The sequence below is a fragment of the Streptomyces sp. NBC_01283 genome, from assembly GCF_041435335.1.
Classification (GTDB): Bacteria; Actinomycetota; Actinomycetes; order Streptomycetales; family Streptomycetaceae; genus Streptomyces.
This window is the reverse complement of sequence record NZ_CP108430.1, coordinates 1,676,767-1,702,572: the sequence shown is the minus strand read 5'-3', so window position 1 is coordinate 1,702,572 and position 25,806 is coordinate 1,676,767. Positions and strand designations below refer to the sequence as shown.

Annotated in this window: 20 protein-coding genes and 1 pseudogene; 12 read left to right on the top strand and 9 right to left on the bottom strand. The window is 70.4% G+C overall.

Translation table 11 applies throughout. From position 1 onward, the window contains the following. Positions 1-43 precede the first annotated feature (43 nt). Positions 44-604: a TetR/AcrR family transcriptional regulator gene (locus OG302_RS07865; RefSeq protein ID WP_371526086.1), complete on the top strand. Its 561-nt coding sequence runs from the start codon at positions 44-46 to the stop codon at positions 602-604. A gap of 109 nt (positions 605-713) precedes the next feature. On the opposite strand, the gene OG302_RS07860 is transcribed toward OG302_RS07865, so the two are convergent. Then, positions 714-3,617 (bottom strand): glycoside hydrolase family 48 protein, encoded by a 2,904-nt coding sequence (locus OG302_RS07860; protein WP_371526085.1) that lies wholly within the window; start codon positions 3,615-3,617, stop codon positions 714-716. Between the two features lie 277 nt (positions 3,618-3,894). On the opposite strand from OG302_RS07860, the gene OG302_RS07855 reads away from it, so the two are divergent. Both OG302_RS07855 and OG302_RS07850 read left to right on the top strand, forming a co-directional pair. Continuing rightward, positions 3,895-5,376, top strand: coding sequence for a cellulose binding domain-containing protein (locus OG302_RS07855; protein ID WP_371526084.1), 1,482 nt, complete (start codon positions 3,895-3,897; stop codon positions 5,374-5,376). 88 nt (positions 5,377-5,464) lie between these two features. Continuing rightward, positions 5,465-7,192: a glycoside hydrolase family 6 protein gene (locus OG302_RS07850; RefSeq protein ID WP_371526083.1), complete on the top strand. Its 1,728-nt coding sequence runs from the start codon at positions 5,465-5,467 to the stop codon at positions 7,190-7,192. 96 nt (positions 7,193-7,288) lie between these two features. On the opposite strand, the gene OG302_RS07845 is transcribed toward OG302_RS07850, so the two are convergent. Together OG302_RS07845 and OG302_RS07840 are read right to left on the bottom strand one after the other, a co-directional pair. Next, positions 7,289-8,542 carry an SLC13 family permease gene (locus tag OG302_RS07845; RefSeq protein WP_371526082.1) on the bottom strand — a complete coding sequence of 418 codons (1,254 nt, stop codon included), beginning with the start codon at positions 8,540-8,542 and terminating at the stop codon, positions 7,289-7,291. Between the two features lie 104 nt (positions 8,543-8,646). Further along, positions 8,647-9,768: a PrpF domain-containing protein gene (locus OG302_RS07840; RefSeq protein ID WP_371526081.1), complete on the bottom strand. Its 1,122-nt coding sequence runs from the start codon at positions 9,766-9,768 to the stop codon at positions 8,647-8,649. A gap of 171 nt (positions 9,769-9,939) precedes the next feature. Here OG302_RS07840 and OG302_RS07835 point away from each other — a divergent pair, with 171 nt between their 5' ends. Further along, positions 9,940-10,893: a LysR family transcriptional regulator gene (locus OG302_RS07835; RefSeq protein WP_361829727.1), complete on the top strand. Its 954-nt coding sequence runs from the start codon at positions 9,940-9,942 to the stop codon at positions 10,891-10,893. 117 nt (positions 10,894-11,010) lie between these two features. On the opposite strand, the pseudogene OG302_RS07830 reads toward OG302_RS07835, so the two are convergent. Further along, positions 11,011-12,075: pseudogene (locus OG302_RS07830) on the bottom strand (polysaccharide lyase family 1 protein); the annotation flags it as partial. A 278-nt stretch (positions 12,076-12,353) separates the two neighbouring features. Here OG302_RS07830 and OG302_RS07825 point away from each other — a divergent pair. From OG302_RS07825 to OG302_RS07815, 3 genes are read left to right on the top strand one after another with little or no spacing between them, the layout of a single operon-like run. After that, the gene (locus OG302_RS07825; protein ID WP_371526080.1) at positions 12,354-13,157 is read left to right on the top strand and encodes an alpha/beta fold hydrolase; all 804 of its coding nucleotides are present in this window, start codon (positions 12,354-12,356) and stop codon (positions 13,155-13,157) included. Continuing rightward, positions 13,157-14,521, top strand: coding sequence for a PP2C family protein-serine/threonine phosphatase (locus OG302_RS07820; RefSeq protein ID WP_371526079.1), 1,365 nt, complete (start codon positions 13,157-13,159; stop codon positions 14,519-14,521). Before OG302_RS07825 ends, OG302_RS07820 begins: the two co-directional genes overlap by 1 nt. Beyond that, the gene (locus tag OG302_RS07815) at positions 14,518-14,874 is read left to right on the top strand and encodes an STAS domain-containing protein (RefSeq protein ID WP_371526078.1); all 357 of its coding nucleotides are present in this window, start codon (positions 14,518-14,520) and stop codon (positions 14,872-14,874) included. Before OG302_RS07820 ends, OG302_RS07815 begins: the two co-directional genes overlap by 4 nt. Here OG302_RS07815 and OG302_RS07810 read toward each other — a convergent pair. Continuing rightward, complete coding sequence (locus OG302_RS07810; protein ID WP_371526077.1) at positions 14,831-16,894, bottom strand: glycoside hydrolase; 2,064 nt, start codon at positions 16,892-16,894, stop codon at positions 14,831-14,833. The genes OG302_RS07815 and OG302_RS07810 overlap by 44 nt on opposite strands. Positions 16,895-17,052: 158 nt before the next feature. Here OG302_RS07810 and OG302_RS07805 point away from each other — a divergent pair, with 158 nt between their 5' ends. After that, a complete protein-coding gene (locus OG302_RS07805) occupies positions 17,053-18,222 on the top strand; it encodes an MFS transporter (RefSeq protein ID WP_371750051.1) in 1,170 nt (389 codons plus the stop codon). Positions 18,223-18,310: 88 nt separating this feature from the next. Here OG302_RS07805 and OG302_RS07800 read toward each other — a convergent pair whose 3' ends face one another. Next, positions 18,311-19,669 carry a hypothetical protein gene (locus OG302_RS07800; protein ID WP_371526076.1) on the bottom strand — a complete coding sequence of 453 codons (1,359 nt, stop codon included), beginning with the start codon at positions 19,667-19,669 and terminating at the stop codon, positions 18,311-18,313. Positions 19,670-19,782: 113 nt separating this feature from the next. On the opposite strand from OG302_RS07800, the gene OG302_RS07795 reads away from it, so the two are divergent. Both OG302_RS07795 and OG302_RS07790 read left to right on the top strand, forming a co-directional pair. After that, positions 19,783-21,054, top strand: coding sequence for a molybdopterin-dependent oxidoreductase (locus tag OG302_RS07795; protein ID WP_371526075.1), 1,272 nt, complete (start codon positions 19,783-19,785; stop codon positions 21,052-21,054). Next, complete coding sequence (locus OG302_RS07790; RefSeq protein ID WP_371526074.1) at positions 21,054-21,575, top strand: hypothetical protein; 522 nt, start codon at positions 21,054-21,056, stop codon at positions 21,573-21,575. The genes OG302_RS07795 and OG302_RS07790 overlap by 1 nt, the downstream gene beginning before the upstream one ends. Here OG302_RS07790 and OG302_RS07785 read toward each other — a convergent pair. The 3 genes from OG302_RS07785 to OG302_RS07775 are packed head-to-tail and all read right to left on the bottom strand — an operon-like array spanning position 21,518 to position 23,630. After that, the gene (locus OG302_RS07785; protein ID WP_371526073.1) at positions 21,518-22,210 is read right to left on the bottom strand and encodes a methyltransferase domain-containing protein; all 693 of its coding nucleotides are present in this window, start codon (positions 22,208-22,210) and stop codon (positions 21,518-21,520) included. The genes OG302_RS07790 and OG302_RS07785 overlap by 58 nt on opposite strands. Next, positions 22,207-22,872: a DUF2064 domain-containing protein gene (locus OG302_RS07780; protein WP_371526072.1), complete on the bottom strand. Its 666-nt coding sequence runs from the start codon at positions 22,870-22,872 to the stop codon at positions 22,207-22,209. Before OG302_RS07780 ends, OG302_RS07785 begins: the two co-directional genes overlap by 4 nt. Further along, positions 22,869-23,630, bottom strand: coding sequence for a glycosyltransferase family 2 protein (locus tag OG302_RS07775; RefSeq protein WP_371526071.1), 762 nt, complete (start codon positions 23,628-23,630; stop codon positions 22,869-22,871). Before OG302_RS07775 ends, OG302_RS07780 begins: the two co-directional genes overlap by 4 nt. 124 nt (positions 23,631-23,754) lie before the next feature. On the opposite strand from OG302_RS07775, the gene OG302_RS07770 reads away from it, so the two are divergent. Together OG302_RS07770 and OG302_RS07765 are read left to right on the top strand one after the other, a co-directional pair. Next, a complete protein-coding gene (locus tag OG302_RS07770; RefSeq protein WP_371526070.1) occupies positions 23,755-24,612 on the top strand; it encodes a response regulator transcription factor in 858 nt (285 codons plus the stop codon). A 4-nt stretch (positions 24,613-24,616) separates the two neighbouring features. Next, positions 24,617-25,729: a sensor histidine kinase gene (locus tag OG302_RS07765; protein WP_371526069.1), complete on the top strand. Its 1,113-nt coding sequence runs from the start codon at positions 24,617-24,619 to the stop codon at positions 25,727-25,729. The last annotated feature ends 77 nt before the right edge of the window (positions 25,730-25,806 follow it).

The following is a 25,806-nucleotide window of genomic DNA, read 5'->3' as shown; positions in this document are numbered from 1 at the left end:
GATGCCAGTCGACATCCAAATCGGTTTCGCGTAGGAGGTGGCCATGGGCCGGGTATCGCAGGCGCAGGCGGAGGAGAACCGCAGGCGGGTCGTGGACACTGCCTCCCGGCTCTTCCGGGAGCAGGGCACGCACGTCAGCGTCGCCGAGCTGATGAAGGCGGCCGGTCTGACCCACGGCGCCTTCTACAAGCAGTTCGCTTCCAAGGAGGCGCTCGTCGACGAGGCCACCGCCCACGCGATCGACGAGCTCACCCAGCGGTACGCGGACGGGCTCGAGCAGTACGACGGGCAGCGCGACGCCGCCCAGCGCAAGCTGATCGACACCTATCTCTCCGTCGAACACCGCGACAACGCGGCAGGGGGCTGCCCGATCGCCGCGCTCGCCACCGACGTCGCCCGCACCCCCGACGACCAGGAGGCCCGCCGCGTCTATGTCGAGGGGGTGGCCGACTTCGCCGATTTCCTCGGCGATGACGACCAGGACGGCCTCGCCCGCCTGAGCACCCTGTTCGGCGCGCTCGTCCTGGCCCGCGCCACCAAGGGCTCCCCGCTCTCCGAGCGGATCCTGGCCGCCGCGCATGAGGCCCTGACGGAAACCGACTGATCGGGGGTACCGCCTCCGGGGCAGGAGTGAGCAGGGGGGGGAGGGCCGGGCGGGCCCCGGGGAGGGGGCCGCCCGGCCCGGTGTGCACGGAGCTGCCGTCAGCGGGGCGTCACTCGAGCAGCTCCGCGTACGAGCCCATGGCGAGCGCGATGTCCGCCTGGGCCCAGAACCGGTGGTACGTGAACGTCGGTGCCGCGCCGCCCGCCAAGTACGCCTCGACCTTGGACCAGTTGGGGTCGTTCTTGTAGAAGGAGCGCAGCGAGGAGAAGGTGGACGAGGAGTCGACCTTGTCGCCCTTCGGCATCGTGCCCGTCCAGCCGCTCGGCACGTAGACCGGGTCGTCGAACCGGCTGTAGTCGGCCCGGGTCTCGGGCACGGCGATGCCGAGCGCGTCCTGGTCGTGCTCCCACATGCCGTCGAGCAGTGCCTTCGCCGTCGTCTTCGCCTGCGTGTCACCGGACTTGGCGGCGTAGTACGTCAGGGTCTTCGCGTACGCCGCCGCTACACCGACGTCGTTCGTGTAGTCCGCGACCGTGACGTGAAGACCGCTGTTTCCACCGGGACTTGAGGCGTTCCAGGTGTCGGGCTTGCCCGACCACTGGAGCGTCGACGGGATCCGGAACGTGCCGTCGGGGTTGATGGTCGTCTTGGACAGGGCCCAGTCGACCCACTTGTCCAGGACCGCCTTCGCGTCGGCGTCGCCCGTCTGCTGGTAGTACTCGGCGACGCGCTCCATCGACCACGCCTGGAAGCCGAACCACTGGTTCGACGGCGGGTCGTGGTAGACCGGCGCCTCGTCGTAGTACATGCCGTAGAACGTCGGGGTGCCGGACGGCGGGGTGCCGTAGCTGCCGCCCCAGTTGTTCGTCGCGCCGCCCGCTATGGCGCCCTCGTCGGACTGCAGCCAGCGGTAGAACTCCAGCTGTCGGTCCAGTGACTTGGCCCAGTCCGCCTGTCCTGTCGCCGACTTGGGCTTCAGGTCGGCGGCCGAGGAGAGCGCGTACGCGGCGAGCGGGTTCTGGTAGCCGCCGTGCGTGTGGCTGGAGCCGATGCGCCAGGACCAGCCCGCCGAGGTGTCCGTCGCGCCGCCCCAGGCGTAGTACCAGGACATCAGGTAGTGCGAGGCGTCCTTGCCGGTGCCGGCCGGGCAGGTGGTCGGCCCGTTGCAGTTCCCGACCTTCTTGAAGTACTTGTCGTACATCGAGTACCGCAGGTAGTCACCCATCTTGGCGGCCTTGCCGACGGTCGCCGAGACGTCGGAGCCCTTGCCCTGCTGCTTGGCCCACACGTTCGCCCAGTACGCGGCCTGCACCGCACGGGCGTCGGCATCCGGGGCGTTGGTGAACTTCCACTGCTTGGCATAGGACGAGTCACCGGTGAACAGGTCCAGGTACCCGTTCTTTCCGCCGTACTTGAAGGCGTCGCACGTGGGCTGCGGCACCGTCTCCCACACCGACTCCTGCGCACCGCGCTGGAACGTGTTGATGTAGGACGGGCCGGTGGCGGTCGGGCCTGCCTCGCACTTGCCGGGTTCGTTCCCGTAGCCGTAGACGTTGTCGACGTCCTGCAGCCAGTGCATGCCGTAGATGTCGTCCGTGCCGTACGCGCTCTTCAGCTCCGCCGCGATCGGGTCGCTGCCGACGGAGACCGACGGGTCGAGCTTCGCCGGGTACTGGGACGGCAGGTCGTGCTCGGGCGCGTACGTCGCGGGCTTCGATGCGTTGTAGGAGGAGTTCGTCGGCTGGTCCGTGTGGGTGGGGATCATGTACTTCTCCATGAGCCCCCACGCCCCGTTGAACTTCGACCAGTCGCCGCTGACCTTGCCGTACATCGCCTGGAGCCACAGGAGGTAGCTGTACGCCTCCGACGTCGTCTCGTGGCCGTGGTCCGGCGCCTCGACGATCAGCGTCTCGACGGAGTGGTACGGGACGCCCTCCGGCGAGAAGTAGCCGTTCGCCGGGTTGGTGATCTTGCCGTAGAGATCGAGGAAGCGGGCATCGTACGTCTTGGACGCGGCGAGCTGCGTGGCCGTGACCGTGGCCTTGGTGTGGCCCGGGGCCGTCACGCTGAAGGTGGCCGCGCCCGTGCCGGAGGCGTCGGCGGCGATCGTCACCTTCTGCGCCGTGTTCCAGTTCGACGGCGTGAAGGTCAGGCTCGCGCCGGAGGAGACGGACAGGCCCGTGTTGCCGCTCGTGCGGGCCACCGAGACCGTGACGTTCGACGCCGGCTGTGTCGACAGCTTCACGTCGAAGGTGCCCGACTTCCCTTGCTGGACGCCCAGTTGGGACGGTGTGGCGACCAGTGCGGGGCCCGCCGCGACCGTGATGCCGACCGGCGTCGACTCGCCGGAGGCGCCCTGACTGTCGTACGCCTTCGCGTACAGGGAGTGCGTTCCGGCCGCCAGGGCGTCCGCGCTGAGCCCGTAGGGCGCGGTGGTGTCCGTGCCGAGCAGGGTCGTGTCGTCGTAGAACTCGACCTTGTCGACGCTCGCCCCGTCGGCCGCCGCGGCAGTGGCGGCGAGCGGGACGGCGTCGCCCGTCGAGTAGACCGCGCCGGCCTTCGGGCTGGTGAGCACCGTGATCGGCGGCTGATGGGCGCCCGCGCACGTCGTGCCGTTGACCGCGAAATGGGTGGGCGCTGAATTCGCGCCAGTGTAGGAGAATTGCGCGCCTGCCGTTGCGGCGGCGCCGGGCGCGATCTTCGCGTTGTACGAGAGGCTTTTCGCGGTGATCGCTTTACCGGACTGCGACCAGGTCGCGTTCCAGCCATTGGTCAGTTTCTGGTTGCCGCTGTAGCCGTAGGTGAGGGTCCAGCCGTCGATCGCCGATGTGCCGCGATTGGTGATCGTCAGATCGGCGGTGAAGCCGGAGCCCCAGTCGTTGGTCTTGTAGTCGACGCTGCACTCAACTGCCGCTGCCTCAGCGGGGTTTGGGGGTGCAGCGAGCACGGCAAGCGGTAGTGCCAGGGTGGCCGCGACAGCGGTCCACAGCCGCCGGGCCGGTCTTTTGGGCATGCCCTGGTTCCTCCTTGCGGTTCATGGAGCGGGGGGTGGAGTTGTGATGTGAGCGTCACAACCTGTGAACCAGTGGGAGCGCTCCCAAGGATGGGGACGGGGAAATTCAGGGTCAAGAGGCTTGAAGAGTCGAATTAATTCGACAGTGGAAATTCGGAACTCCTCTGTTGCTTGGCGGCAGTTCCTTCTCTACAGTCCACCAGCAACCAGTGGGAGCGGTTCCATCAGTCGACGCGCCGGCCTGTGCCGGTCGCGCCCGAGCTGCAAGGAGTCGCTCATGCGGCACCTCCCGCGTCACCCGTTACAAGCAACCCTGCTCGCGTGCGTCGTCTCGGCGGCCACGCTCGTTCCCCTGACCGACGCCGCGTCCGCGGCCGCCCCCGCCTGCTCGGTGGAGTACTCCGTCACCGGGCAGTGGGACGGCGGCTTCCAGGCCGCCGTGAAGGTCACCAACAACGGCGCGGCCAAGGACGGTTGGAGCCTGTCCTTCGCCTTCGCCGACGGACAGAAGGTCACTCAGGGCTGGGCCGCGAAGTGGTCCCAGTCCGGGGCGTCCGTGACCGCGGCCAACGAGTCCTGGAACGGTGCGCTTCCCTCCGGCGGAAGCGTGTCCGCCGGGTTCATCGGATCGCGGTCGGGCGCCAACACCGTACCGACGGCCTTCAAGCTGAACGGCACGACCTGCAACACCGACGTCACCGACCCGACGGACCCGACCGACCCGACGGATCCGGGTGGCGAGGGTGAGGCTCCGGCCCTGAAGGTCTCCGGGAACAAGCTCGTCGACGCCTCCGGTGCCACCCGCCGGATCCTCGGCGTGAACCGCTCCGGTGCCGAGTTCATGTGTGTACAGGGCTACGGAATCTTCGACGGTCCGGTCGATGACGCGTCCATCGCGGCCATCGCCGACTGGAAGGCCAACGCCGTCCGGATCCCGCTCAACGAGGAGTGCTGGCTCGGTCTCGACAACATCAAGCCCGAGTACGCGGGCGCGAACTACCAGTCCGCCATCAAGGAGTTGGTAACCAAGGTCAAGGCCCACGGCATGACGCCGATCCTGGAGATGCACTGGTCGTACGGCCAGTACACCGGGAACTCGGCGGGCTGCTCCGACATCCACGCCACCTGCCAGAAACCGATGCCGGACGCCCGGTACGCACCAGGCTTCTGGTCGTCGGTCGCGAGTGCCTTCAAGGGCGATCCGACAGTCGCCTTCGACCTCTTCAATGAGCCATACCCGGATCGCGCGACCTCCAGCATCTCGGAAGCCTGGGCCTGTTGGAAGGACGGCGGCACCTGCCCCGGCATCGGCTACGAAGTCGCAGGCATGCAGGACCTCGTCGACTCGGTCCGTGCCACGGGCGCCAAGAACGTGATTCTCGCGGGCGGCCTCGCCTACTCCAACGACCTCGGCCAGTGGCTCGCCCACCGGCCCTCCGATCCGGCCGGCAATCTCGCCGCGGCCTGGCACGTCTACAACTTCAACACCTGCTCCACCGAGAGCTGCTGGGACTCCACGCTCGCGCCCGTCGCGGCCCAAGTGCCGCTGGTGGCAGGGGAGATCGGTGAGAACACCTGCTCGCACGGGTTCGTCGACCGCGTCATGAAGTGGTTCGACGACCGGAAGCTGTCCTACCTCGGCTGGACCTGGAACACCTGGGACTGCTCCTCCGGTCCTTCCCTGATCAGCTCGTACGACGGCACACCGACCGCGTTCGGGATCGGCCTGCGCGATCACCTGCGCACCGTGAACGGATGACCACCCCCCTCCGCACGACCACCCCGCTCCATACGACCACCCCGCAACGTACGACCCGCCCCATCTCAGGAAAGGGACACCCCAGACCATGAGCCGTATCAGATCGAGAGCCGGCACCGCCGTGCTCGCCGCCCTCGCCCTCACCGGCGCGGCCTGCGCCGGCACAGCCGCCGCCATGCCCGACGACGCCGGGGCCGCAGCCGCCGCCTGCACCGTCGACTACAAGGTGCAGAACGAGTGGGGGAGCGGCTTCACCACCGCCGTCACCGTCACCAACAACGGAGCTGCGGTGAACAGTTGGGACCTCACCTGGTCCTACGCAGGCAACCAGAAGGTCACCAACGGCTGGAACGCCGACATCACCCAGTCCGGCGCCGCCGTCACCGCCAAGAACGCCTCGTACAACGGCGCCCTCGGCACCGGTGCCTCCGCCTCCTTCGGCTTCAACGCCTCCTACAGTGGCAGCAACGCCCTGCCCACCACCTTCAAACTGAACGGCGTCACCTGCAACGGGGACACCGACCCCACGGATCCGACCGATCCCACGGACCCGCCCGGACCCGGTGACCGCGTCGACAACCCCTACGCCGGTGCCAAGGTGTACGTGAACCCGGAGTGGTCCGCGAAGGCCAAGGCCGAGACCGGTGGATCCCGCGTCGCCAACCAACCCACCGGCGTCTGGCTCGACCGCATCGCCGCCATCAACGGCGTGGGCGACGGCATGGGCCTGCGCGACCACCTCGACGCGGCCCTCGCCCAGAAGGGCAGCGGCGAAGAAGTCGTCCAACTCGTCGTCTACGACCTGCCGGGCCGCGACTGCTCCGCTCTCGCCTCCAACGGCGAACTCGGCCCGACGGAGATCGACAAGTACAAGACGGACTTCATCGACCCGATCGCCGCCATCCTCGCCGACCCCAAGTACGCGGGCCTGCGCATCGTCACCACGATCGAGATCGACTCGCTGCCCAACCTCGTCACCAACGTCTCCGGCCGGCCCACGGCCACGCCCAACTGCGACGTGATGAAGGCCAACGGCAACTACCAGAAGGGCGTCGGCTACGCCCTCGACAAGCTCGGTGACATCAAGAACGTCTACAACTACATCGACGCGGGCCACCACGGCTGGCTCGGCTGGGACGACAACTTCGGTCCCTCCGCCGAGCTGTTCAAGACGACCGCATCCGGCAACGGCGCGAAGCTGTCCGACGTCCACGGCTTCATCGTGAACACGGCCAACTACAGCGCACTCAAGGAGAACAACTTCGCCATCGGAGACACTGTCGCGGGCAAGTCGGTACGTGAGTCCAAGTGGGTCGACTGGAACCGCTACACCGACGAACTGTCGTACGCCCAGGCCATGCGCACCAAGCTGGTCTCGCTCGGCTTCGATCAGAACCTGGGCATGCTGATCGACACGTCCCGCAACGGCTGGGGCGGCACGGCACGTCCCGCCGGACCCGGGGCCACCACGGACGTCGACACGTACGTGAACGGCGGCCGCTACGACCGCCGTATCCACCTCGGCAACTGGTGCAACCAGTCCGGCGCCGGCCTCGGCGAGCGGCCCCAGGCCAACCCGGCCACCGGGATCGACGCCTACGTGTGGATGAAGCCGCCGGGCGAGTCCGACGGTTCGAGCACCGCCATCGACAACGACGAGGGCAAGGGCTTCGACCGCATGTGCGACCCGACGTACACCGGTAACCCGCGCAACAACAACAACCTGTCCGGGGCGCTGCCCAACGCGCCGTTGTCCGGCCGCTGGTTCTCCGCCCAGTTCCAGGAGCTCATGAAGAACGCCTACCCCGCGCTGTAGGCACACCGCACACCGCCGGGGCCCGGGAGCGTACGACGCCCCGGACCCCGGCGGACATGTGCCGCTCGGTCGCCCCGCCCGTCGGCAGCGTGTGCGCTACGACCAGGGCAGGACCAGAGCGCCCCAGGCGACGACCGGGCCGAGGGCGACGATGCTGCCGGTGTACCCGATGACCTGCCGGTAGAAGCGGCGGGTGTCCACGCCGCGGGCGTTGCTGAGGACGAGTGCGCCGTTGGTGGAGAAGGGGGACGTGTCGACGATCGTCGTGGAGACGGCGAGTGCGGCGATCAGGCCGACGGCGCTGAGGTGGCTGGAGAGCAGCAACGGCGCGGCGATGGGGATGATCGCGGTGAGGATCGCGGTGGAGGAGGCGAAGGCCGAGGTGATGGCGACGGTGAAACACAGCAGCAGGGCGACGACGACCGGCGCGCCGATACCCGCAGCGTGCTCGGAGATCCCCTCGATGATGCCGGCCCTCTCCAGCATCGCGATGTACGTCATCATGCCCGCGACCAGCAGCAGGGTGGACCAGCTCACGCCGTCCACGGCCTTCTCCTGCCGCTTCGTGTCCACCACGGCAAGGAGCGCACCGGCCGCCAGGGCCAGGAAGCCGATCTCCAGATGGAAGCCGAGCGCGCCGACCACGAGGGCCACCAGGCATGCGAGGGTGAGCCACTGCCGCCAGTCGGGCTTGCCGGAGACGGAGGGATCCATGTCGTCGGCCGCTTCAGCGGCGCCCTCCAGCAGCGGCGCGGGACGCTTGGCGAGCAGCGCGTAGGTGAGGATCGAGAGAATCAGGTTGATCAGGAAACTGGCACTGAACAGTGCTACCGCGGAGACCTGCATGTCGGTCTTGTCGACCAGGCCGAGCACCAGCGCACCGGAGACGGCGAGTGGTGAGAACGCGCCCGCGTGCCCGCCGCTGATCACCATCATGCCGACGACCAGCGGGTTGAGCTTGTAGCGGTAGGCGAAGTTCATGCCGATCGGCGCGAGGATCGCGACCGCGGCCGGGGTGAACGTACCGAACGCCGTGAGCAGGGCGGCCACCAGGAACAGCACCCAAGGGATGAGTACGACCTTTCCGCGCACCAGCCGTACACCGGCCGCGACGAGCCAGTCGATGGTCCCGTTGCGGCGGGCGATGGAGAACAGGTAGGTGACTCCGACGATGGTGACGAAGAGCTTCGCGGGGAACCCCTCGAAGATCTCGTCCTCGGTGAGGCCGAGCGAGGCGGTGCCGACCACGAACGTGGCGACGAAGGCGAGGATGCCCAGGTTGATCGGCAGCACGGTGCCGACCACGAACATCACAAGCAGCGCTCCTACGGATATCACTTCAGCAGACATCTTTGTCCTTGGTGCGGTGGGGACGGGTGGTGCGCCCTGGAGGCGCAAGGCATCCCGGGCCGGACGGCTGGGGGACCGCTGCCCGATGCGGGGTTCGGCGTGATTCAGGCGGCCCGCGGCGCGCCTGTCTCCGGTACATAGATGCGGGCGTCGGCGAGCAGCCTCGCCGCTCGCTGCACGGTGACCCGGTGCGGCAGGCCGTCCCGTACTTCGGAGCACCGGACCGCGACCACACCGGCGGGAGTGCCCAGGCGCAGCCATCCGTCGGCCGGGCCGCTCGCGGCCCGGGACACGACGGAGTCCTCCGCGAGCCCCGCTGCCGCGACCGCGACGGCGGAGGTCAGGCCGATCGCGGGGTGGGGGGCGTTCATGGTGAGCATGCGCACGGAGACGTCGTGGGCCTCGGCCGCCACGCGTTCGCCGAGCGTGGTGGTGTACGGAACCGACGGGCCGACCAGGCCCACCTTGGGCACGGCGTCGCCCGGCGCTTCGCCCGGCTGGAGAAGCCCCATCAGTGATGCGGCGCCATGACGGACGGCGCGCAGCCAAGGGACGTCCGCGCTGATCCGCTCCAGTGGTTCGGCACCGGTGCGCGCGGCGCTGACGGCGTCGATGAGCACGACCGGAGCTCCCGCGTCCACCATGCTCACGCGCACCGGTTCCGCGGTGCCGACCCGGAGGTTCTGGGCGGGCTCCCCAGTGGGGAACAGCGAGCCGGTGGTGCCGCCGGCCGGATCGCGGAAGGTGAGGCCGACACCGACCCCGCCGGCGCGAGTGCCCGGCACCGTCTGACGGCCGAAGTGGTGCACCACGCCTCCGGCGGTGTCCACGAGCCCTTCGAGGACCGCGCCGGTGTTGGTGTTGCGCATCACCACGCGTGTCCGGTCGCCGGTGACCGGCACCATGCCCTTGGTCACCACGTACAGGGCAACGCCGGTGGCGCAGTTGCCGCAGTTGCTCGTCCACTCCACCGAGCCCGTGCCGAGGCCGACCTGAGCGAACAGGTAATCGACGTCGATGCCGGGCTCGGGTGAGGCGCCGACCACGGCCGCTTTCGAGGTGGTCGGGGTCGCCCCGCCCACCCCGTCCAGCTCGACGGGATCGGTGGCGCCGTACGCGGCGACCAGCAGCCTTTCGAGGTCGCCACGGTCGCCGGGTACGTCGACCTGGTTGAACAGCCAGCACTTGCTGGTGCCGCCACGCACCAGGGTCGCGGGAATGTGCACGTTTGAGGCTCTTCCTGGATGAACGGACATGGGGATGGGGCCGAGGCAGCGGTTACGAGCGCAGTGCGAGTCGGTGAACCGCTCGGCGACAGCGGTGACCTTCGCAGAGGCATGACTTCGGAACAATCGCGATTCGCTTCACCTGGGTTTAGCTGAGCTAAAGTCGGCGGCATGCTCAATGTGCGCCGCCTGCTGCTGCTCACCGAGGCCACCGAACGCGGTTCACTCACCGCAGCGGCGGAAGCCCTCGGCATGACCACGTCCGCCGCCTCCCAGCAGATGTCCCTGCTGGAGCAGGAGGCGGGGCAGCCGCTGATCGAGCGATTGCCGCGCGGCATCCGTCCTACCCCGGCGGGCGACGCGCTGGCCGACCGTGGCCGGGCCATCCGCCGCGAACTGCGCGCCGCTCAGGCCGACCTGGACTCCTTCACCGCCCTCGACCAGGGCACCTTGCGGCTCGGTTCCTTCCCCACGGCGAGCGCGTCCCTGCTGCCGCTGGCGCTCACGCGGTTCCGGCGCCGCCACGCGGGCATCCGTATCGAGGTAAGGGCCGGAGTCCTCGCGGAACTCACGGAGATGCTCCACACCGGCGAAGTGGAGCAGGGACTGCTCTGGGACTACGAGTGGAACCGCTTCGACGATCCGGCGCTCTCCCTCACCCACCTCCTGGACGACCCCACAGTGCTGGTCGTCCCCGCCGACTCGCCCCTGCGCAACCACCCCTCCGTGCACCTCGCCGACCTCGCCGACCAGGAGTGGATCATCCGCGCCGACAACCACCCTGTCGCCGATGTCCTGCGCCGCAGCTGTCGCCAGGCGGGGTTCGAGCCGCGCATCGCCTACTCCTCGCACGACTACCAGGAGGCGCAGGCCATGGTGGCCGCCGGACTCGGCATCGCGCTCGCTCCCCGTCTGGCCCTCACCAGCCGACGCAGCGACGTACGCCTCCTGCCGTTCGCCTCCGACGTCCCGGCCCCCACCCGCCGCATCCTCCTCGCCCGCGCCACGGCCCGCCCCGCGACCCCACCCGCCCAGGCGATGGCCCGAGTCCTGCGCACGGTGGCCCAGCGCTTCACCGCCCCGGGCCTGCACCGGGCCCAACTCGGGGCGGTCCGGCGGGGCTGAGGGCAACTGCCGCGGTCGCGGTGACGTGCTCTGTCCGCCAGGGCTTGCCGTGCAGGTGGCGTCCTGACGATGCGCCAGGTGCCTGCTGTCGCACCGTCAGGAACACCTCTCCATCTAGCAGTTGCCGTCCGACACCTTGAGGCCCGTGCCTGCTCCCGCCGTTCTGCCCATGATGGCCGGCACGCAGTTGGCGCTGTCGAGGGTGTACGCGTAGGGGATGCTCACCGTCGTGTTGGACTTCGGGTTCGGGCCCGCCGGGTTGTACTCGTCGTCGGCGGGGGACCAGGTCACGTTGTCGAACGTGTTGCCGCTGACCTGCCAGTAGCCGGTCGCGTCGGTGTAGAAGGTGCCCAGGACGTCCTTGGAGTTCTTGAAGTAGTTGTTGTCCACCTTGGCCTTGGCCCCGGCACGGGAGTTGATGCCGGACTCGTTCAGGCCCACGTAGTGGTTGTTGTAGATGTGGGCCGTGCCGCCGCGGAGCAGGGGCGTGCGGGAGTCGATGTTGTCGTACTTGTTGTGGCTGTACGTGATGTAGCTGTTCGAGACGTCGCTCTCGCTCGATCCGACGAGTCCGCCGCGTCCCGAGTTGCGCAGGATGCTGTACGACAGGGTCACGTACTGCGTGTTGTTCTTCATGTCGAAGAGGCCGTCGTAGCCCTCCGACTCCCCGCCCGACGCCTCCAGGGTCGTGTGGTCGACCCAGACGTTGCGGACGTCGCTCTCCATGCCGATGGCGTCGCCGCCGTTGGACGTGGGGGAGCCGGACTTCTTGACGTTCTTGACGGTCACGTTCTGGATGACGATGTTGCTCGAATCCCTTATGTGGATGCCGAGTTGGTCGAACACGGCACCGCTGCCGACGCCGACCAGCGTGACGTTGCTGATCTGCTTGAGCTCGATCACGCCGGCGGCGGTGTTGCAGCTTTCGCCCGACACCTTCGCGGTGTTGGCATGGTTGATCGTCCCCTCCACCTCGATGGTGATCGGGGTGTCGTCGGCGGCCCGGCTGCACAGGGCCGTGTGGATCGCGGTGCCCGTCGTGGCCCGCACCGTCTTTCCGCCCGCGCCGCCGGTGGTCCCGCCGTTCTGCGTCGCGTAACCGGTGGCGCCGGTGGCCGCGGCCGAGGCTTTCGGCTGCGCTGGTGCCTCCGGTTGTGCTGATGCCTCCGGCAGCGTCAGCATCGCCCCGGTCGCGGCCGTGACGGCCAGCGCGGCCAGCGTGGCGTGCACTCTTCGCGAACGGGCTCGGCTCGTGGTCGGCTCACTGCTCATGGTCGGCTCCCTACTCGTGGTTCCTCGTTGTCCCGGGTGTCGCTGTTCCGTATGCCGTTGTGGTCGCAGTGGTCCCGGAGGTTGCCGCCCAGCCCGGACCGGCTGCCGGGGTCCGGCCCGCCGACCTTCTACCGGCTCCTCTCGACGCCGCTCCTGAGGCTCTCGGGGCAGGTGGGAGTATGGGGCGCATGGATATTCAAGCCAGGAACAATGTGACGGTCACGGGACCGGACGACGAGCCGACGGTGGTCCTGGCCCACGGATTCGGCTGTGATCAGAACATGTGGCGGCTGGCCGTGCCCGCCCTGGCGGAGCGATACCGGGTGGTGCTCTTCGACTACGTCGGCTCCGGCGGTTCGGATCTGTCCGCGTGGAGTCAGGAGCGGTACTCGTCGCTCGACGGCTACGCCCAGGACGTAGTGGACATATGCGATGAACTTGGCCTGGAGCGGGCGGCGTTCGTCGGGCACTCGGTCAGCGCCATGGTCGGCGTGCTCGCCGCGCGGAGGGCGCCGGAGCGGATCGGGTCGCTGGTGATGGTGGCGCCCTCGCCCTGTTACGTCGACGTCGACGGGTACCGGGGCGGCTTCACCGCGCAGGACATCGACGAGCTGCTGGCCTCGCTCGAGTCGAACTATCTGGGCTGGTCGTCCCAGATGGCCCCGGTGATCATGGGTAATCCGGAGCGGCCGGAACTGGGTCAGGAGCTGACCAACAGTTTCTGTGCCACGGACCCGGACATCGCCAGGGTCTTCGCCCGTACCACGTTCCTGTCCGACAGCCGCGAGGACCTGAAGAGCGTGACGGTGCCGACCCTGGTGCTCGAGTGCTCCCAGGACGTGATCGCACCGCGCGAGGTCGGCGCGTATGTGCACGCCGCGATTCCCTCGTCACGCCTGGTCACCCTGGATGCCACCGGGCACTGCCCGCAGTTGAGCGCGCCGGAGGCCACCAACGAGGCCATTCTCGACTTCCTCGGTGCCCGACGTTGATGTGCCGCGCGGGCGACGAGCCCGAGCCGGCCGGGGCCGGAGACGCCGCGGGAACGGACGCCGCGGGAACGGATGCCGCGTTCACCGCCCTGCTGGAGGACAGTGCCGAGGACCTGTACGAGTCGGCTCCCTGCGGCTACCTGTCGACGCTGATGGACGGAACCATCGCCAAGGTCAACACCACGCTGCTGAACTGGCTCGGCATGGAGCGCGAAGCAGTGGTGGGGCGGGCCCGTTTCACCGATCTCCTCACCGTCGGCGGAAAGCTGTATCACGAGACGCATTTCGCGCCGCTGCTGCGCATGCAGGGCGAGCTGCGCGGCATCGCACTCGAGATGAAGGGCGCCGACGGGAGCCGGCTGCCGGTGATGGTGTCCTCCGTGATCAAGCACGGCGGTGAGGGTGACCCGCTGCTGATCCGCACGACTCTCTCCGATGCCTCCGACCGGCGGGCCTACGAGCAGGAACTCCTGCATCGCCGCCAAGAGGCCGAACGCGCCCGCCAGGAAGCAGAGCAGGCCCGTGCCGAGGCCGAGCGGGCGCACGCGGAGGCGGAGCAGGCGCGTCGGCAGGCCGAGGCCGACCGGCAACGGCTGGCCGACTCGCTCTCCGTGCTGCAGCAGTCCCTCGTGCCCACCTCGCTGCCCGCCGTGCCGGGACTCGAAGCCGCCGTCTACTACCACACCGCCTCTCCGGACCGGCTCGGCGGCGACTTCTACGACCTGTTCGCCCTGGGCGACGGCCGGTGGGCCTTCTTCCTCGGGGACGTGTGCGGCAAGGGCCCCCAGGCGGCTTCACTCACCTCGCTGACGCGGTACACGCTGCGGGCCGCCGCACTGCACGACCCCGAGCCCGCCGCGGCCCTGACCACGCTGAACGCCGTCCTTCAGGAGCGGTACGGCGCCGGCGGCGACCCTCGCTACTGCACCGTCATCTTCGGGGTCATCCAGCCCGGCGCCGAAGACGGCGCCATCACCGTGCGCCTCGCCTCCGGTGGCCACCCGCCCGCGCTGGTCATGCGGGCCGACGGAGCCGCCGACTACCTCCCTACTCCCGGGGGGTTGCTCGTCGGCGTCCTGCCCACGGCTCGGTTCAGCACCGCGGAGACCACGCTCGCCGCCGGTGACACGCTGCTGCTGTACACCGACGGACTCACCGAGGCCCGTACCGGCTCCACCCGCCAGAGTCTCTTCGGCGACGAGGCCCTGCGGGCCTTCGCCGCCGAGCTCGCCCCCAGTTCGTCCCATGAGACCATCGCCGCGCTGACCGGGCTTCTGGAGAGCTTCGGTGACGGCCTGGACGATGACACCGCCCTGCTCGCACTGGGCGTCCCCGCCCACCCGGCAACGGATCAAGCACAATGAGCCCACTGAACATCATCCACCACAGCACTGCCGCCGGACCCGTCCTGCACGTCGTCGGCGAACTCGACCACGAGCAGGCCACCGTCCTACGGGATCAGGTCGAGAGCCTCGTCCTGTCCCCGGGCCAGAGCCTGCTCATCGACCTGTCCCGCCTGGAGTTCTGCGACTCCACCGGCATCAGCGTCCTGCTCGCCGCCCGCCACCGCGCCCTGGCCGCTGATGCCGAACTGATCCTGACCGGCATTCCCGCCAACACGCTGCGCATCCTGCGCATCGTCGGCCTGGACCAGGTGTTCACCATCCGCCAGGCTACTGAGCGGGGCAGAGGCGGTGAGGCTTCGGCTCGGTCTTGAGCCGGGCGTCCACGCAGCCGCCGGGCAGCGAACCGTACGCCTTCTTGCCGAAGTTGGCCGTCACGGTCAGCTTCCCGCCGCCGAACTCCGAGCGCTGCACGCTCCCGTCACCGGTGAGCCGCCGGTAGCCGGTCATCCGCTCCGTGCCCGCGGCCTTGTGCAGGGGTGCGAAATAGCGCTGGAGCGCTGCCATCTCCTTGCCCGTGGACCTCAGGTTCTCGTCTCCGAGCGTGAAGTTGAGCGGGGTGTTGTAGAGGGCGGACATCAACGCCCGGTCCGACTTCTGCGCCGGGAGTTTGTTGTACGGCAGTTCCCAGCGGTCGGTGTTGATGACGGAGTCGTGCAGCGCGGTCTCGTACAGGGGGACGCGGTAGCGCGGGTCGTACATCGACTTCGACAGTGCGGACGGCAGTTCCACCTGCTTGAAGAAGACCGCCGGTGCGCCCTGCGGTGCGTAACCGCCCCACTTCTCCTTGTCCTTCTCCAGCTTCCACAGGCCGTCCGCGACCGGCGTCTGCCCGCCGTGGTCGAAGGCGAGCACGGGGGCGGCCCAGGCGCCGGCCGACTCGGAGCCGAGGACGAACCTGTCGTCCGAGGCGAGCTTGCGCATGCGCTCCAGACGGTTGGCGCGGTCCTGCTTCTTGTTCATGCGGTGGCCCTCGCCGCTGTCGGTGAACAGCTCGCCCGCCGCGTCGACATCCAGGAAGTAGCTGTCGGCGCCATTCGCCGTCATCTTCTTCGCCCGGTCGGCCAGGTAGTGCTTGGTGGGCTCGGCCTGGTGGAACGCCTGGGTGCTCAGGTAGCAGCCCCGGCCGCCGAAGCCTTCCTTGATCTCACCCTTCCAGTTCCGTACGCAGAAGTCCGGGTAGACCGAACCGGGCCACTTCGAGGAGGGGTTGTCGGCGCTCGCGGAGGGCTGGCCGTTGGCGTAGGAGTCGTACGGGCCGACCAGGTAGCCGTTTCGTTTCGCGGACCGAACGGCGCTCTTGTCCATCGGCTGGTCGTCGGCGTCGTAACCGAGCCAGAGCCGGGAGACGCCGAGCTTGCGCAGCTCGTTCACGCCCTCAGCCGTACGGGCCTTGCCCCAGGCGTACGCGTGCACCGCCCCGAGCAGCCGCCCGACCTCGGGGTTCTCGTGGATCTTCTGCTTCAGCGAGCGCAGCTTGCCTCGTCCGTCGAGGTAGTCGCGGTAATTGGTTGCGGACGAGACCGGGGAGGAGTCGGTGAGGGAGAAGTGCACCGTGTAGTCGCGGGTCTGCTCGCGCCGCGAGAACTCGTGCCGTGCCGTGGAGTTGACGCGGCCGTCCTTCGACGCGAAGCCCAGGGAGGTGCCGACCTCCTCCGGCACGATGTAGCCCACGCCGTGCCCGCCCTGGGTGTAGCCCCAGGCCGGAAGGCTGAGGCCGCCCGCGAGTTCGGCCTCCGAGTCCTTCAGTCCGGCCTCGCCGGAGTTCCAGAAGGTGTCGCCCACCGGGATGCGCAGGCCCTCGCCGCGGGGGATCTGAAGAGCCGCGTCGGCGCCGGGCGTCGTAGTGGGCCAGGACAGTTTCTGGTCGGCCTCGGAGTGCACCGTCACGCGCAGCTGGCCGCGCTCGCTCTTCGCCGTGACGGTGAGCTTCTTGCCGGGGTACGACCAGCGGGCCGCACCGCCGTCCACGGTCACCGCGCCGGGCTTGCCGAGCCGCTGTCCCGCCGCGCCGGACACCGGGAGCGATGCCCCGCCCTCGGCGTGACCGGTGACGCGCAGCGACGTGATGTCCACGCGCGCGGTGCCGCCGCGCACGGCGAAGTCGACCGTGCTGCCGTGCGCTTGGGGCGCAGTGCCAGGGGAACCGCCGCCCGACGGCGGCTCTGCCATGGCCAGATAGCCCGCCGACGCCGTGGTGGCGGTCAGCACCACGGCCACGCCGATGCCGTACGTACGAAAGCGGCGCCGCCGCTGCGCGCCCGCGACGTCACGGTGCCCGTGTCCGTGCTGGGCTTCCGATGTCTGACTGCTGTTGCTGTTCGCGTAGTTCACGGGGGAGAGGGTCGAGGGCGGGCGTAAGAAGTTTCTAAGAGTCGCCCGGACACGGGCTCCCCTGCCCCATGGCGGGTTATCAACATCTTCTGGCAGATTATCGGAAGTGCGACACGGGTTCCGGCGTCGACGATGGCGGGGTGCGAAGGAATACGTCCATCACAAGGAACACGTCCATCACTCTGTTGTCCGCCGGGCACGCCTGCGTCGACCTGTACCAGGGCGCCGTCGCGTCCCTGGTGCCGTTCTTCGTCGCCGAGCGCGCCTACAGCTATGCCGCCGTCTCGGGCATCGTGCTCGCCGCCTCCCTGCTCTCGTCGGTCGCCCAACCGGTGTTCGGCATCCTCACCGACCGTCGGGCTATGCCGTGGCTGCTCCCGGTCGGCACGCTGCTGGGCGGGGTGGGCATCGCGCTGAGCGGGGTGAGCGGCTCGTATGCGCTGACCCTCTTCTTCGTGGCGGTGTCCGGGGTGGGCGTGGCCGCCTATCACCCCGAGTCCGCACGGGTCGCCCGGCTCGTCGCAGGGGGGAGCCACCGGGGGATGGGCTGGTTCTCGCTCGGCGGCAACCTCGGCTTCGCGGTGGCCCCGGTCATGGTCACCGCCGTGGTTGCCGCGGGAGGCCTGCACCTGACGCCACTGCTGATGCTGCCCGCGCTCGTCGGCGCCGTGTTGTGCCTGCCCGCGCTGCGTGCGCTGGAACGGCAACGGCAGGATGCCGGGGACGACAGAACGACGGCTCCGCCGGTCGGCGTGGACGACAGGGCGTCCTTCGTGAAGCTGTCGCTGGCAGTGGTGTGCCGGTCGGTCGTCTTCATCGGCCTCAGCACCTTCATCTCGCTGTTCGCCAAGGAGCGGATGGGCGGCAGTACGGTGGCGGGCACCGCCGCGCTGTTCGTGCTCTACCTCGGTGGCGCGGTGGGCTCCGTGCTCGGTGGCGCGCTGGCCGACCGCTGGGACCGGGTCACCGTCGCGCGCTGGTCCTACCTGCTCACCGGCGGCTTCGTCGCGGGAGTGGTGTTCGTGCCCGGCCCGGCGATGTACCTGTGCCTGGCGCTGACCTCGGCGGGGCTGTACGTCCCGTTCTCGCTCCAGGTCACGCTCGGGCAGGACTACCTGCCCTCCCGCATCGGCACCGCGAGCGGGATCACGCTCGGTCTGACCGTCAGCATCGGTGGTCTGGTGAGCCCCCTCATCGGCAGCCTCGCCGACGCGACGTCGCTGCGCACCGCGCTGGCACCCCTGATCCTGATGCCCGCACTGAGCTGGCTGCTGTTCCGCACCCTGCCCGAACCCGCCGTGCCGCAGCCCGCGGTCGCCACCCGCTGAGGGGCGCGGCCGCGTACGGCAGCAGTTCGCGCCCGGCAGGGGTCATGCCGCGCTTCCCTTGCTGGTCCTGGCGGGCAGGGGCGCGTCCTCACCACCCCGTGAACAGCAGGTGGTTCACCAGGAGTGCGAGCAGGGCCTGGGCGGTGAGCCAGTGGCGTTGTCCCGCCTTCGGCAGAAGTGCGGTTGCCGCGAGCAGGAACGTGGCGAACGGCAGCCAGATGCGTTCCGTCTCCGCCTTGCTCATGCCGGATACGTCGGCGGCCAGCAGGGCCAGGAGGGCGGTCAGGGTGAGGGTGATCAGGGCGTCCGTGGGTGTCGTCCGGCCGGTGCGCAGGCGGCGGGCCGTGCCGGGCGTCGATGCGATCGCCCTGCGCAGGCCCGCGACCGTCGCGAGGCCGACGACAAGCACCGTGCAGGCGAGGTTGGCCCACACGAAGTAGCCGTACGGCCTGATGCCGCCCGCCCCCTGGTAGTAGCGCTCGACGAGCAGGCGGTACGCCTCCCACCAGTCGAAGCCCGCCAGGGTGAAGGCCACGGGGGCCACGGCTGCGCCTGTGAGGAAGAGCGGGAGCGGGCGCGCGGTGCGGGTGAGCAGCAGGACCGCCCCGGCGACGACGGCGAACAGGGGCAGGCCGTACGAGAGGTAGCAGGTGAGGCCGAACAGCAGGCCGGAGCCGAGTGCCGCGGCGGCGGGAAAACGGACCGTGCGGGTCGCGGCCAGCGCGAGCAGGGCGGTCATCCAGGCCGTGACGGCGGCGAAGTAGCCGTCGGCGGACGTGCCGACCCAGACCGCGGCCGGGGCCAGCACGAGGAAGGGCGCCGCCCGGCGGGCGGTCGCCTCGTCGGCCAGTGCCCGCAGGGTGATCAGGACGGCCAGTACGGCCGTGCTGCCCCCCGTGATGCAGAACGCCCCGGCCCAGGCGCCGCCCCCGAGGCCGACGCGGTCCAGCAGGACGAACGTGAGGGTGGCGGCGGGCGGATGGCCCGCGGTGTGGGCGGGCCAGTGGTCGGGGGAGTCGATGAGGATGTGCCGGGTGAAGTCCCGCAGCGTCGCCGGGATGTCCTCGAAGCGGTCGATGACCTGGAGGTATTCGTACTTGGTGGTGAGCCGCTCGGCCACGCCCCGGTGCCGGCCGTCGATCAGCGCGAGCGACCAGATCCAGGCCATGGAAGCGGCCCAGGCGGTGGGCAGGAGCGCCCGCCAGGAGAGCCGGGCGGCGAGGGCGGGGGCGTATGCGATCACGGCGACGGCGATCGCGAGCGCGGCGGGTGTGCCCGGCCCGAGGTGCGGGTCCCACCGGGCGTACAGCGGCGGCCAGTTGAGGTGCAGTGTGCCGTCCGCGTCCTCGATGGACGTGCCGACGACGACGGCCGCGGTGACGAGTAGCGCCGCGATTCCGGCAGCGGCCAGGTCCCGGCGGCGTCCGGTGCGCTCTGTGGTGCTCACCTCTGCACCGTAGGCGCAGGTGGCGCAGGTGAACGGGCTCCTGGGGGCGACGTCAGCGTTTCGTCATGAGTCGTGGACCCACCGGAGGACAGGGTCCGGCATACGGTCGGTTCATGCCCCCCGCACCACGCGTCACCACTCCCGCCGACCCCGGTTTCTGGCGCAGCCCGCTGCGCGGGCCGTGGCTCACCTCGGTTCTCGGCGTCGTCCTGCTGGTCGGTGTCACCGTGCTGTTCGTGACCGGCCTGCTGTCGTACGCGGCGTACAACCCGAACCTGTCGTCCCTCAACGACAAGACACCCGACAAGGGCCTCCTCGGCTTCTACCTCTTCGACTGGCCGACCGACCCGCACTGGCTCTACCGGCTCAACCAGGGCCTGCACGTCACGCTCGGCATCACGCTGATCCCGGTGCTGCTCGCGAAGCTGTGGACGGTGATCCCGAAGCTCTTCGCGCTGCCCCCGGCGCGGTCGGTGGGGCACGCCCTTGAGCGGCTGTCACTGCTCCTGCTGGTCGGCGGCGCGCTGTTCGAGTTCGTCACCGGCGTCCTCAACGTCCAGCTGGAGTACCTCTTCCCCGGGTCGTTCTACCCGCTGCACTTCTACGGCGCCTGGGTGTTCTTCGGCGCGTTCGTGGCCCACGTCGTGCTGCGGATGCCCCACGTCGTACGTGTTCTGCGCGAGCGGGGGTGGCGCGAGCGGCTGCGGGATCCGCGCCCCGAGCCGGCCGACGAGACGGGTCTGGTGGCGCCCCGCCCCGCCGGGCCGACGGTGTCGCGGCGGGGAGCGCTCGGCATGGTCGGTGCGGGCTCCGCCCTGCTGTTCGTGACGACGGCGGGGCAGACCGTGGACGGGCCCCTGCGCCGCACGGCCCTGTTCGCCCCGCACGGCGGCGGCGATCCGGAAAGCGGGCCGAACGGCTTCCAGATCAACAAGACGGCCGCGAAGGTCGGCATCGAGCGGCGCGACACGGGCGAGCAGTGGCGTCTCGTCGTCGGCGGACCACGGGGAGAGGTCAAGCTCTCCCGGAGCGATCTGCTCCAACTCCCGCTGCACAGCGCAGCATTGCCCATCGCCTGCGTGGAGGGATGGTCGACGGCGGACCAGTGGTGGCGCGGCGTGCGGCTGCGTGACCTCGCGGCGCTCGCCGGGTTCGACGAGGACCCGCCGGGAGTGCTCGTGGAGTCCCTGCAACGGCATGGCGCCTTCCGCAAGGCCGCGCTGCGCGACAACCAGGTCCGCGACCCGCGCTCCCTCCTCGCGCTGCACGTCAACGGCGAGGATCTGTCGCCGGACCACGGCTATCCGGCGCGGATCATCGTCCCGGCGGCGCCCGGCGTGCTCAACACCAAATGGGTGTCCCGTCTGACCTTTGGGGAGCTGTGATGACCGGTCCCAACCGACGGTTCCCGCTCACGGACCGACTCCGGTTCACGGAACGGCTCCGGCGGTGGTACGGCGAGGGTCCGCTGCAACTCCTTGTGCTGCTCGCCTCGTTCGCCCTCGCGGGATACGCGGGGGTGCGTCTCCTGGACGGCGACTGGCTGCTGATCGCCGTCTGGTTCGTCGGGGCGGCGCTGGTGCACGATCTGCTGTTCGTGCCCGCGTACGCACTCGCCGACCGGGCCCTGCGGGCCACCGCGGGGCGCGGGGAGCGCGGGGAGTGGGTCAACTTCGTACGCGTCCCGGCTTTCCTGTCCGGGCTGCTGTTGCTGGTGTGGTTCCCGCTCATCACGGGACAGGTGGAGCGGTACGAGTCCTCCACCGGGCTGCCCGCGGGCGTCTATCTCGTGCGCTGGCTGATCGTCACGGCCGTGCTGTTCGCGGGAGCCGCGCTGTGCCGGGTGATTCAGGTGCGGCGCACGCGGCGCAGCGCCAGGAAGGAACGGCCCGAGGTGGTCCACTGACCGTCCGGGCTCCAGCCGAGCGGACGGGCGTGGCGCAGCAGGGCGGGGGTGCCGAGACGGGCCCAGGGGAACACCTCGCCCGGTGTGCCGCGCCCGTCGTCGACGTGCACGTCCACCCGCTCGTCGACGTCCATCGGCGCGGTCTCGGCGATCAACAGCCCTGATGGTGCGAGGAGTTGAGCGACACGCTTGAGGAGCGCGCTGGGGTCGCCGCCGATCCCCACGTTGCCGTCGATGAGCAGGGCGGTCCCCCAGCGCCCCTCGCCGGGGAGCGCATCGAAGACGGAGCGGAGGAGTGCGGTGCCGCCGAGCCGGATCGTGTGGTCGACGGCGGCCTGGCTGACGTCGACGCCCAGGGCGCGGTGGCCCCTGGCCGCGGCCCCGGCCACCAGGCGGCCGGGGCCGCAGCCGATGTCGAGGACGCTGCCCTCGCAGCGGCGCAGCGCGGAGAGGTCCGCCGCGTCGGCACTCGCGCACCACCGCTCGACGTCGAGGGGCAGCAGCCAGCCGTCGCTGCGGCGCAGGAACAAGGGGCCGTGGCCGTTGCGCAGGGCGTTCGTGAACGGATCCGCGTGCCAGGGCGCGGCCACGGGGGCCGTCGTGCGAAGGCCGGTGTCCGGTGCTGCCGTGCTCATCGGCCACCGCCCGCGCCCGGGTGTCCGGCTGCCGTCGCGAGGCGGGTGAGCGCGCCCGCGAACCGGCTGTCCGGCGCGGCTGCGGCCACCTCCCCGGCGTCGTCGGCCGTGTCGACGTCGCGCAGCGGGGGCAGCTCGCGCACCCGCAGCCCGGCGCCGGTGAGCCGGGCCCGTTGCAGGGCGCCGGTGTCGGGCCGCGACATGGGGACACCGCGCAGCAGCCGCGGATCGGGCTCGGCGAGGCCGAGCGCCCAGAATCCACCGTCGAGGGCGGGGCCGAACCAGGCGTCGCAGTCCTGCCAGGCGTCGGGGCCGAGCGCGGGGGCGAGCAGGACGGGGGTGATCTGCGGGGTGTCCATGCCGACCAGGAGGGCCGGCCCGGTACAGCCGGCGAAAGCCGCGGCGAGCCGTTCGTCCAGGCCGCCCGCGCACTGGGGGACCACCTCGATGCCGGCGGGCAGCCAGGGCCCCGGCCGCCCGTCGAGCACCAGGACGCGGCGGCGGGCGGGTGCGGCGAGCACGGCGGCGAGGGTGTCGGCGAGCGAGGCCGCGGCCAGCTCGGCGGCCTCCTCGGGGGAGTAGGGCGGCGTGAGGCGGGTCTTCACCCGGCCCGGCAGCGGCTCCTTGGCGATGACGAGCAGGGTCGTGTCAGAGGTGGTCACAGCGCACCGCCCGACACGCGCCGCGCACCGCCGGCGGAGTCCGCCCGCGGTGGTTCCGCGAGCACCGCCCGCATGTCGCGCACCGCGTGCCACGTCCCCCGCCACGTTCCCGTGACCTTCGACTTGCCCTCGCGCGGCAGGTACGGCACGTCGCGCTCCTCGATCCGCCAGCCGGAGTCGGCCGCCCGTACGACCATCTGCAGCGGGTAGCCGCTGCGCCGGTCGGTCAGTCCGAGCCCGAGCAGTCCCTCGCGCCGCATCGCCCGCATCGGGCCCAGGTCGTGCAGTCGTACGCCGGTACGCCGCCGCAGCATCCGGGCGAGTGCCAGATTGCCCGCACGCGCGTGCGGCGGCCAGGCGCCGCGTCCCTGCGGGCGCCGCCGTCCGACGACCAGATCGGCCTCTCCGTCCGTCACCCTGCGTACGAAGGTCCGCAGCAGCCCCGGGTCGAGGGAGGCGTCGCAGTCGCAGAAGCACACCACGTCCGCGTCGGACGCCATGAGGCCCGCGTGGCAGGCGGCCCCGAAGCCGCGCTGCGGCTCGTGCACGACGGTGGCGCCCAGGGCGCGGGCGATGTCCGCCGAACCGTCGGTGGAGCCGTTGTCGACGACCAGGGCCCGCCAGCCCGGGGGGATGCGCTCCAGGACCCAGGGCAGCGCCGCGGCCTCGTCGAGGCAGGGCAGGACGATGTCGACCCGGACGGCACGAGCATCAAGAGCCTCGGGTACATCGGGTTCTACGGAGGGGGAGGGCGTCATGTGACTCACCCTATGAATCCGAACCGGACATATTGGACTTGAGGTTCTTACGAAACAGGGACGTCGGCAACCGGAAGCAGGTCTGACCGGCGGGTATCCGCGCGGCAGGTGCGAGGCTTGCCGTATGCAGCCACCACCGCAGGACCGCCCGCCCGCCGGGCCCACGACGACCGGCCCGCTCCGGGTGCTCGTCGTGGACGACGACCCGACCGTCGCCGAGGTCGTCGCGGGCTACCTGGAGCGCGGCGGCTACACGGTCGACCGCGCCGAGGACGGCCCCGGCGCGCTGGAACGCGCCGCGGCGTTCCGGCCCGACCTCGTCGTCCTCGACCTGATGCTGCCCGGCATGGACGGCCTTGAGGTGTGCCGCCGGCTGCGCGCCACGGGTCCGGTGCCCGTCATCATGCTCACCGCCCGCGGTGACGAGGACGACCGGATCCTGGGCCTGGAAGTGGGAGCCGACGACTACGTCACCAAGCCGTTCAGCCCGCGCGAGCTGGTCCTGCGAGTGGAATCGGTGCTGCGCCGCAGCCATGCCGCACGCGCTGCCGAGGGTGTCGCCACGCTGGCCGCCGCGGGCCTGTGGGTGGACCCGGCGGCGCGCCGTGCGACGAGGGACGGGACGGAACTCGCCCTGACTCTCAGGGAGTTCGACCTCCTCACCTTCCTGCTGCGCCATCCGGGCCAGGCCTTCGGGCGGGAAGAGCTGATGCGGGAAGTGTGGGGCTGGGAGTTCGGCGACCTGTCCACGGTCACGGTCCACGTCCGCAGGCTGCGCGGCAAGGTCGAGGATGATCCGGCCAGGCCGCGGCTCATCCAGACGGTGTGGGGCCTGGGGTACCGCCTCGACGTACCGGCAGGCGACGCCGCGGGCCCCGCGGACCCCACCAACTCCACCGACTCCACTGCGCGGCGCCCGCCCGCTCCCCACGATCTCCGCGACCCGCAGGGCGACCCCGTACCGCCCCGAGCCGAAGGCTGACCCCATGCAGGACATCCTCGTCATCGCCCTCTTCGCCTTCCTGGGGGCCGCGAGCGCCGGGCTGCTCGGCGCCCTGACGCTGCGCCTGCTGCGGCACCGCTCGGTCGTCGTGGCGATGACCGTCGTGGCGGCCGTCGCGGTGCTCGCGATGCTCGCCGGGACGCTCGCGGTGGCCTGGGAGATGTTCCTCTCGCCGCACGACCTGACCGTGGTCACCATCGTCGTGGCGATGGCAGCCGTGGTCTCGCTCGCCACCGCGCTGCTGCTCGGCCGCTGGGTGGTCGCCCGCAGCAACGCCCTGACCCTGGCGGCCCGTTCCTTCGGCGACGGCGGAAGCTTCGCGGCCCCGCCCGAGCCCGGGAGCGCCGAACTCGCCGCCCTCACGAGGGAGTTGGAGTCGACCAGCGCCAAGCTCGCCGAATCCAGGGAGCGCGAGCGGGCCCTGGAACGCTCCCGGCGCGAACTGGTCGCCTGGATCTCGCACGACCTGCGCACCCCGCTGGCCGGACTGCGGGCCATGTCCGAGGCGCTGGAGGACGGCGTGGCCGCCGAACCGGACCGCTACCTGCGCCAGATCCGCACCGAGGTCGAACGCCTCAACTCCATGGTCGGTGACCTCTTCGAGCTGTCCCGCATCCATGCCGGCGCACTGGCACTCTCACCGGCGCGCATCTCTGTCTACGACCTGGTCGGTGACGCGCTCGCGGGTGTCGATCCGCTGGCCCGCGAGCACCGCGTGCATCTCGTCGGCGACAGCGTCGAGGCCGTCCCCGTGGAGGTCGACAGCAAGGAGATGAGCCGCGTCCTGGGCAACCTCCTGATCAACGCGATCCGCCGTACACCGGCCGACGGAACCGTCGCGGTGGCCGCGGAGCGCTCCCCGGACGGCGTCGTCCTGTCCGTGACCGACGGCTGCGGCGGCATCCCCGAGGAGGACCTGTCCCGCGTCTTCGACACCGGCTGGCGCGGCAGCCAGTCCCGCACACCCCCGGCGGGCGCGGGACTCGGCCTCGCGATCGTCCGCGGCATCGTCGAGGCCCACCAGGGCCGTGCGGCCGTACGCAACGTGGCGGGCGGCTGCCGCTTCGAGGTCACGCTGCCGACGGCACCGGCCTGACGGCCGGAGTGGGCCGGGATATCACCGTAGCGGCATCTTCGCGCGGGAAGCCGTCCTCCGTGGCGTCGTCGCGGCTC

Bases quoted from the DNA above. Each gene is read 5' to 3' on its own strand.
- OG302_RS07865 (WP_371526086.1), top strand. From the start codon at position 44: ATGGGCCGGGTATCGCAGGCGCAGGCGGAGGAGAACCGCAGGCGGGTC.
- OG302_RS07860 (WP_371526085.1), bottom strand. From the start codon at position 3,617: ATGCCCAAAAGACCGGCCCGGCGGCTGTGGACCGCTGTCGCGGCCACC.
- OG302_RS07855 (WP_371526084.1), top strand. From the start codon at position 3,895: ATGCGGCACCTCCCGCGTCACCCGTTACAAGCAACCCTGCTCGCGTGC.
- OG302_RS07850 (WP_371526083.1), top strand. From the start codon at position 5,465: ATGAGCCGTATCAGATCGAGAGCCGGCACCGCCGTGCTCGCCGCCCTC.
- OG302_RS07845 (WP_371526082.1), bottom strand. From the start codon at position 8,542: ATGTCTGCTGAAGTGATATCCGTAGGAGCGCTGCTTGTGATGTTCGTG.
- OG302_RS07835 (WP_361829727.1), top strand. From the start codon at position 9,940: ATGCTCAATGTGCGCCGCCTGCTGCTGCTCACCGAGGCCACCGAACGC.
- OG302_RS07825 (WP_371526080.1), top strand. From the start codon at position 12,354: ATGGATATTCAAGCCAGGAACAATGTGACGGTCACGGGACCGGACGAC.
- OG302_RS07820 (WP_371526079.1), top strand. From the start codon at position 13,157: ATGTGCCGCGCGGGCGACGAGCCCGAGCCGGCCGGGGCCGGAGACGCC.
- OG302_RS07815 (WP_371526078.1), top strand. From the start codon at position 14,518: ATGAGCCCACTGAACATCATCCACCACAGCACTGCCGCCGGACCCGTC.
- OG302_RS07795 (WP_371526075.1), top strand. From the start codon at position 19,783: ATGCCCCCCGCACCACGCGTCACCACTCCCGCCGACCCCGGTTTCTGG.
- OG302_RS07790 (WP_371526074.1), top strand. From the start codon at position 21,054: ATGACCGGTCCCAACCGACGGTTCCCGCTCACGGACCGACTCCGGTTC.
- OG302_RS07785 (WP_371526073.1), bottom strand. From the start codon at position 22,210: ATGAGCACGGCAGCACCGGACACCGGCCTTCGCACGACGGCCCCCGTG.
- OG302_RS07775 (WP_371526071.1), bottom strand. From the start codon at position 23,630: ATGACGCCCTCCCCCTCCGTAGAACCCGATGTACCCGAGGCTCTTGAT.
- OG302_RS07770 (WP_371526070.1), top strand. From the start codon at position 23,755: ATGCAGCCACCACCGCAGGACCGCCCGCCCGCCGGGCCCACGACGACC.
- OG302_RS07765 (WP_371526069.1), top strand. From the start codon at position 24,617: ATGCAGGACATCCTCGTCATCGCCCTCTTCGCCTTCCTGGGGGCCGCG.